This is a genomic window from Sphingosinicella sp., assembly GCF_041916975.1.
GTDB lineage: Bacteria > Pseudomonadota > Alphaproteobacteria > Sphingomonadales > Sphingomonadaceae > Sphingosinicella.
The window spans coordinates 1498609-1505831 of sequence record NZ_JAYRYK010000001.1 but is presented as its reverse complement, the minus strand read 5'-3'; the positions used below and the strand labels follow the sequence as shown (position 1 = coordinate 1505831).

8 protein-coding genes, 1 tRNA gene and 1 pseudogene are annotated in these 7223 nt (G+C 62.5%); 3 read left to right on the top strand and 7 right to left on the bottom strand.

All coding sequences use genetic code 11. The annotated features are described in order from the left end of the window. Positions 1-483 (top strand): alpha/beta hydrolase family protein (locus ACE3TJ_RS07045; protein ID WP_374595236.1); only part of this gene is annotated, 483 nt, incomplete at its 5' end. A 215-nt stretch (positions 484-698) separates the two neighbouring features. Here the strand turns inward: ACE3TJ_RS07045 and ACE3TJ_RS07040 are convergent. The 4 genes and pseudogenes from ACE3TJ_RS07040 to ACE3TJ_RS07025 all read right to left on the bottom strand — a co-directional run bounded on the left by ACE3TJ_RS07040 (position 699) and on the right by ACE3TJ_RS07025 (position 3333). After that, entirely contained in the window at positions 699-1598 is a 900-nt protein-coding gene (locus tag ACE3TJ_RS07040; RefSeq protein WP_374599341.1) for a HEPN domain-containing protein, read from the bottom strand. A gap of 76 nt (positions 1599-1674) precedes the next feature. After that, positions 1675-1935: pseudogene (locus tag ACE3TJ_RS07035) on the bottom strand (sigma factor-like helix-turn-helix DNA-binding protein); the annotation flags it as partial. A gap of 295 nt (positions 1936-2230) precedes the next feature. Then, the gene (locus tag ACE3TJ_RS07030) at positions 2231-2776 is read right to left on the bottom strand and encodes a hypothetical protein (RefSeq protein WP_374595234.1); all 546 of its coding nucleotides are present in this window, start codon (positions 2774-2776) and stop codon (positions 2231-2233) included. 125 nt (positions 2777-2901) lie between these two features. After that, positions 2902-3333, bottom strand: coding sequence for a MucR family transcriptional regulator (locus ACE3TJ_RS07025; RefSeq protein WP_374595232.1), 432 nt, complete (start codon positions 3331-3333; stop codon positions 2902-2904). 362 nt (positions 3334-3695) lie between these two features. Between ACE3TJ_RS07025 and ACE3TJ_RS07020 the strand changes: the two genes are divergently transcribed. Beyond that, a complete protein-coding gene (locus ACE3TJ_RS07020) occupies positions 3696-3902 on the top strand; it encodes a helix-turn-helix transcriptional regulator (protein ID WP_374595230.1) in 207 nt (68 codons plus the stop codon). 49 nt (positions 3903-3951) lie between these two features. Next, positions 3952-4155 carry a hypothetical protein gene (locus ACE3TJ_RS07015; RefSeq protein ID WP_121050356.1) on the top strand — a complete coding sequence of 68 codons (204 nt, stop codon included), beginning with the start codon at positions 3952-3954 and terminating at the stop codon, positions 4153-4155. 9 nt (positions 4156-4164) lie between these two features. Here ACE3TJ_RS07015 and ACE3TJ_RS07010 read toward each other — a convergent pair whose 3' ends face one another. From ACE3TJ_RS07010 to ACE3TJ_RS07000, 3 genes are all read right to left on the bottom strand, one after another. Then, positions 4165-5394 (bottom strand): tyrosine-type recombinase/integrase, encoded by a 1230-nt coding sequence (locus tag ACE3TJ_RS07010; RefSeq protein ID WP_374595227.1) that lies wholly within the window; start codon positions 5392-5394, stop codon positions 4165-4167. Between the two features lie 162 nt (positions 5395-5556). Next, positions 5557-5632: transfer RNA gene (locus tag ACE3TJ_RS07005), tRNA-Thr, on the bottom strand. Positions 5633-5702: 70 nt separating this feature from the next. Next, positions 5703-7088, bottom strand: coding sequence for a methyl-accepting chemotaxis protein (locus ACE3TJ_RS07000; RefSeq protein ID WP_374595225.1), 1386 nt, complete (start codon positions 7086-7088; stop codon positions 5703-5705). Between the last annotated feature and the right edge of the window lie 135 nt (positions 7089-7223).

Below are 7223 nucleotides of genomic sequence, written 5' to 3'. Positions count from 1 at the left end.
TCCCGCGGAGGGATGCAGGCCTATATGCTGGCGCGGGAGGGGTTTCCGATGCGCGCCATGGCCATCCGGGCCGGCGCCGGTAGTGTTCGCGACGCGAACCGGCCGAAGTTGATACCGATGCGGGCTCGCATGATGACGGACTATGCCGCAGACCCGGAGGCCGCGCTCGACCGCCGCTCTGCCATCCTGTGGGCGGATGAGATCAAGGTGCCCACGATCCTGTTTCATGGCACTGCCGACTGGCGCGTGCCGGTCAAGGACGCGCTCGACGTGGCGCAGGGGCTGAACAAGGCCGGCACGCCCTTCGCGCTACACATCTACGAGGGCGACACCCACGCGATGACGCTGAACGCTCCGGACATGATTGCGCGGACGCTCACCTTCTTCGAACACTATCGCACCGGCACAGCCGATGACGGGGCCAAACCATCCGAAGCTGACGCAATGCCTCTGATCCAAACCGACGGCGAACTCGACCGGTAGGCCAACCACAACCTGCCATTCGGCTTCCGGACAATGCCTGGCATCGCGGGGCATTTGAAGAGACATCGGCTATTGGGACAGCCGATCTGCGCGGGGAATGTCCGCAACTCGGGCGGGTGCCGCCAGATGCACTATGCTTCGGCGATGCGCAGACACGCCACCGCATCATCTGAAGCCACCGGACCGGCTTCAGCCCCGAAAGTCCGTCAGTTTCCTTAGCTTTGAGACAGCCGTCGTTCGCAAACCGTCTTCACGACGTCTTGCAGGATGGCGACCCGCTCGCCGAGCCAAGAAAGTTCCTCTTCAGTGACCTTGTAGTGCGGCGAGTAGCGGGCATTGACATAGGCCAGCCGAAGGAGCTCGAAACACCGACGGCTGAACTTGTCGTCGCGTGGCCAGGCAGCGATCAGCTCCGGCGCCACGTCTTCCGCATGCCCGCGCAGGAAGTTCAGCTTGTGTGATTTGGGCGAGTAAAGCGTAAGCACCAGCAAGGTGCAGTGGTATGCGCGTTCCACCGCTTGGTGGAGCGTGAATGCCGCGTCGTTGTACTCCCCATCCTCGACATAGCGCGCAGCACCCTTCACGGCGCTGGAAACTTTCGGAAACCACTGATCGAAATGCTTCTGAGCCTCGGCGCAGGCCTCTTCGGGAGGAAGCTTGCGGGGCCGGGCAAGCCCGAACCCTTCGGCCTCGTAGAGCGCGATGCCCTGTTCGGTGATGTCGATGAAGAAGGGACGGCCCTGCTCAAGCTGCTTGTTCACGTCCTTGAGGCTATGAACGATGAACCCGACGGGCGCGCTGAGCACGCCGCTTATCGTCATGTCGCGCATCAACCGGTCGTCTGCAGCAGCCCAGTAATCGACAACGTCGGTGAGACGCTCATCACTGACGACGACAAGGATGTCGTAATCCGACTTGTACCCGCCGACGGGATCATCAACCCAGTCGCCGCGGGCATAGCTGCCGTAGAGGATGACCTTGAGGATGCGCCCGGCCTTCTTCCACGGCTGGGTCGAGCGGGCGGTGGCTTCGGCAAACTCTTCGAACAGCACGCGCACGACATGCGCCAGTTCGCGCTGCTTGCCCTCCGGAAGATGATCGAGCCCCGTTCTCATGGACACAGATTCGCCGCTGAACCTCGACTTGCCAAGCACTTATTGCTTGCCGATATGCCGCAAGCCCGCCGCGTCGTCACAGCTTGCCCGCGCGGATCAGCGCATAAGCGAACGCGCGCAGCGCAAGCGCGACGTGCCGTTCGACATCCGCCGCGCTGATCCCGAGCCGCACCGCAATGCTGGCATAGTCGAGGCCATCGAAGCGGTGCAGCGCGAACACGGCCCGGGTCTGCGTCGGCAGCGTGCCGAACGTCTCCCGCATGATGGCCAGCGTCTCGCTATCTGCCTGCAAACTGGTTTCAGAGCCGCTCTTCCCGTTCATCATCCTTCTCCTGCCAAAGCCGCGGCCCCGGCCGGAGGGCGGGGGCGGGCGGCAGGAACGGGATCAGGCGGGCCGCATGAGGCGGCGTGCACCCGAAGGGCTGGAACGCATGTGGAAGACCTGCCGCAGGCAGGTTGCAGGCCGGCGCGGCCCGCCTAAGTCCCGTGACGCCCGCTCCCGATTCTCAGGACGGTATAAACGACATCACCCGCCCGTGAGGGCGGGGTGGCTATCGGCTTCGACGCATGGCGTCAAAACGTGGGGATAAAGTCCGCGCCGCCACGTGCGGCGGCACGAGCAAAGGCATTTCTCAATACGGGATCGGCTGGTCGGTAAACACCGTCACCATCTGCCCGGGCAGCATGACGGCCGAGCGGCCGCTCACCAGCCAGGTCGCGAACACGGCGGCAACCGTGTTGCCCTTGCCTTCCTGCCGGTGTGTGCCGCGCATCTTGTAGTCGGCGCCGCGCACATTGATCTTGTCGAAGCTGAGCTCGAACTTGCCCGACTTGCCGCCGACGGCCTTGCCGGTCTTCCACGTGACGGTGGCCTCGACCTTCGAGCCGCGCGGAATGGCGACCGCTCCGGCTTCCTGAACGTCATTCACCACGGTGAACTGGAACTTATCGCCGACCTCGACCTTTTTCGATGTGATCTCGCTGTCCGAGGTGATCGAAACCTGCGTGCTTGCCGGAAGCACGCGGGCGACCGGCGCTTCGGCGGCCGCATCCGGGACCGGCGCCTCGGCGGCCGGCGCGGCCGGTGCCGCGGTTTCGGCAGGCGCTGAGTCCTGCGCGTGGAGCGGCGCTGCCGCAAGGCACAAAGCCGCGGATACAGTTGCTATGGCGATTTTCATGATGCCCCCATCAATGTGCGCAAGTGCACTTCGCGGCAGCACCATATCGTTACGGCAGTGTCAACGGATCGTGTGAGGCGGCTAAGAGAAATAGCCGCCGCCATGCACGGCGGCCCCTGTCATGCTCAGGCTTTCTTCTTGCCGCGGCCGGGCGTGGTACGCTTGGTGCCAAGGCCGATCTTCTTCGCCAGTTCCTGGCGCTGCAGCGCGTAATTTGGCGCGACCATCGGATAGTCGGCGGGAAGACCCCACTTCGCGCGGTATTCGTCGGGGGTCATGTTGTAGTGCGTCATCAGATGGCGCTTCAGCATCTTCAGCTTCTTGCCGTCCTCAAGACATGTGATGAAGTCGGGCTTCACCGACGCGCGGATCGAGACAGCGGGCTCTTGCTTGGGCTTTTCCGCCTCAACCACACCGCCGAGCTTCGCGAGCGCCGCGTAGACGTTCGAGATGAGCGTTGGCAGGTCGGAGACCGCGACCGTATTGTTCGCGACATGCGAGGAGACGATGTCGGCGGTGAGCGCCAGGAGATCCTGATGCGTGTTCTGTTCAGTCATGAAGTAAGACCCCGTTGGTTTTGCGTCCCGCTGTATTGCGGGACTTGCGCGTTCCCCTACACGAACGCGCATGAACGCAAAATTGCCGAAACGACGTCTTGTTCCACCAAAATGTACTTTTGACGTTAAGTGATTCGCGTGGCTTTTGTACTGCGGAACCTCCTGAGACGGTAATTCTCGGCGCCTATCAAAAATATCTTTGCGTCAATAAGCATCAATATGCGTTCACGTGCGTCCGTATGCTTCCAGAACGTACTATTCGTCCGTTTGGCACTGTTTTGGCACTCTTGACGCGTGCGCCAATTCTGGACTTCCTGATCTTCGCAAGGGGGCGCTGACAACCGCTTAAGGAAGGACCAGCCATGTCCCATGACCGTATCCTGCGCTTGCACACTGTCCTCGACCGCACCGGGCTCAGCCGTTCGACGCTCTACCGGAAGATGCAAAGCGGCACGTTCCCAAGGCAGGTCCGGATCGCCACGCGCTGCACCGGCTGGCGCGAGTCCGCCGTTGCCGCGTGGATGAAGAACCCCATGTTCTTCCATGTCGATGATCTTCCGGCGGAGTAGGCAGGACCTTCGCTGGACAAGATGAGGGCGTGCCCGCTACCGGCCCGGCATGGCAATCATCGCAACGATCATGAACACGGCCACAGGCCAGCCCATCCAGAAGATGACCTTCGGCCGGATGCCCAAGCCGTGGGCGACATTCAACCTTGAAACCGGAGAGCGGGTCACGGCAGACCGCGTGCATGTCGGCAAGCCCGCCCCGGGCAAGTTCATCGCACCCGTCGAAGTGTGGGTCACGCCGAAATCAGACTGAGCGAAATACTCAGCCTACGCTTTTGAGCTTGTGAATGGGGATCACTGCTCCGCCGACCTTCAGGCGGTCAAGGTAGTCACTCCACCATTGCGCCATTTCGACGCGTTCGTCCCAGTGCTGGCCTCTTGCGTAGGTTCCGCGCACGGCATTGCTGTGTCCGTGGGCCAATGCGCGCTCGATGGCGTCGGGATGCCATTTTCCACTCTCGTTTAGCAGAGTGCTCGCAGTCGCCCTGAAGCCATGAGCGGTGACAACGTCTTTGGGAAATCCCATGCGCCTGAAGGCGAGGTTGATGGCGTTCTCGCACATCGGCTTCAGATGGCTGCGTTCTCCGGGAAACAACCAGTCCATCCAACCCGTGTGACGGCGCAGCTCCTGCAAAAGCGCAACGGACTGCGGCGACAGCGGAACGCTATGCGGACGCCGGAGCTTGGTTCGCTCAGCCGGAATTCGCCATACAGCCTCTTCCCAATCGACCTCATCCCATTTCGCATATCGGAGTTCACCCGGCCGGACGAAAACATGCGGGAGAAGCTGCATTGCGATTTTGACGATGGGGCCGCCGCCGTATTCGTCGACCGCTTTCAGAAGCTCCCCAAGGCCCGCGGGGTCCAGAATGGCCGCACGATGCTTCACGATCGGCGACATCAAGGCGTCCCCTATAAGCGCCGCAGGGTCTGTCTTGCACAGGGACATCGCGACGCCATGTCGGAAAACGCGGCTCGCAAAGGCCCGCGTCCTCATGGCGGTTTCTCTTTTCCCAGCCCTCTCGATCGTCTTGAGCGCGGCTAGCAATTCCGCAGGCTCGATATCCGCGATGGGGCGGGCACCGATTGCGCCTGTCAGATGCGAGAGAAACCAACGAGCTTTCTCAATGGTAGCCTCGGCCTTACGGTTACCAACAAACTTCACCTCAATGAAATCCTCGGCCACTGATTGGAAACTGTTGCCGGCACTAAGCTGGGCTGTAATTTTTTCCTTCTTTCGTTCCTGAAGCGGATCTTTCCCGCTCCGAACGGCACGTCGCGCCTGATCCCTCAGATCGCGTGCCTCAGCCAAACTGACCTCGGGCCAAGGGCCGAGCGCTAGTCGCTTTTCCGACCCGTGAACGCGATACTTGAAGAACCAGAGCTTTCCGCCGCTAGGGCGGACCTCCAGATACAGGCCTTTTTCGTCCGATTTTCGATAGAGGGTATCGAGTGTCGGAAACGTACGGATTTCTGCGGCTCTCAAGCACATTTGGGGGCAACGCCTCTTCAGCTATCGCGTTGCCCCCAAAATTGCCCCCGGATTTCTGCGATCCAGTGGAATTTCGTGGAACAAAGCGAGACCGCTCAAAGGAGGAGATTCCTTCGTAGCCCGCAAAAAATCAAGGTTTTAGAACGTTTTGGGAAGAAGGGGTGGTGCCGCTTAGGTGACTCGAACACCTGACCCCATCATTACGAATGATGTGCTCTACCGGCTGAGCTAAAGCGGCTTATCCCGGAAACGGCGGTCCCCTTAACAGTGTGCGGGGGGCAAGACAAGCGCCAAGGTGTCGTGCCGGTTCACGCAGCGAGCCCGGTGGTGAAGCTGTGAACAGCCTGCTGAAGCGCGGCGAGGTCGTCGTCGACGCTGCGGAACGAGGTTTCCACCGTATCCATCTCGGAAGCCATGGCCTCGGTCGTCTGGCGGATGCGGGCGATGGCGTGGGACATGGCGTCGGCGGAAAGCGCAGTTTCGTCGACGGAGCCGCTGATCGTGGTGACGGTGGCGGCCTGGCTGTCCATTGCGGTGCGGATGCTGTCGGCGGAGACGCGGACGCCGTCTACCGTGCGCCGGATGGCGCCGTTGGCGTTCACGGTGTTGCGCGTCGCTTCCTGAATGGCGGCGATCTTGGCGGCGATTTCGTCGGTGGCGCGCGCGGTCTGGCCGGCGAGCGACTTCACTTCGGAGGCGACGACGGCGAAACCGCGGCCGCTTTCGCCTGCGCGCGCTGCCTCGATCGTGGCGTTGAGTGCGAGGAGATTCGTCTGCCCGGCGATGTCGCGGATCAGGCTGACGATCGATTCGATCGCCTGCCCGTGGCTTTCGAGCATGGAAACGGTGGTTGCGGCTGCGTCTGCCTGCGCGGTCGCTTCGTTGGCGATGCCGGTGGTGGCGTCGACATCGCGGCGGGTTTCCTCAATCACGCGAATGAGGCTCGCGGCGGTTTCGGCGGCCTGACGCATTGCGACGGCAGACTGCTCGGCGGCGGACGAGACCTCTGCGGCACTGCCCAGCATCTCGCGCGTGCGCCGCGCGGCGGACTGCGAGCGTTCACGAAGCGCGCGGCTCTGTGCGCCTGCGCGCTCGACGACAGCGGCGATCTCTTGCCGGAAACGGTTGGCCTGTTCGCGGAGCAGTGTGTCGACGCGCGCGCGCTCAAGGTCGTGAAGTGCCGCGATAAGTACGCTCGCTTCATAGGAGGCAAGGCGCATCAGCGCCGTCGTGGCGCGCAGCAACTGTGCGGGTGCGTCGGCGAGGGCGACGGTCAGGTGCCGCAGCACGGCCTCGTCGCTCGCCTGATAGCTGGCCAAAACAATGTGATGCGGAATACCGCGTCGATCGATGGCGCGCGCGGCGGCGACGAGCCGCTCGCCAAACGCTGAACCGAACGGGTCGCACCATTTCTCTCGTGCGTAGACGATGCCCTCGGCGAGCTTGCGACCGTGTGGGTCGTCGGCGCGAGCATGGCCGGGGGCGAGTCGGGCGAAATGATCGATGTAGGTGCGCACGAACGCGTCGATCTGCGGCTCTACGTGCGGCCAGAACTCGGCGAGCGTGGCGACGAGGGTCCCCTCGGGGTCAATCGCCTGACGCCGGTCCGCCACGTTGAGCTGCGGTGTCGACGGTGCCGATACGATCACGCCCGCCCCGCCCGATTTTGCCCAGTCCTGAATAGCCCGTGTCACCCGCTGTGCCCCTGATTCACTGAATGGGCGGACGCTAGCGGAGATTTCTTAACGAGGCTTTGACCATGCGGCGGATGGGGTCGGCGAAACAGGCTGTTAACCATTATTCAACGGCTTCGCGGGCATGGTCCGTAC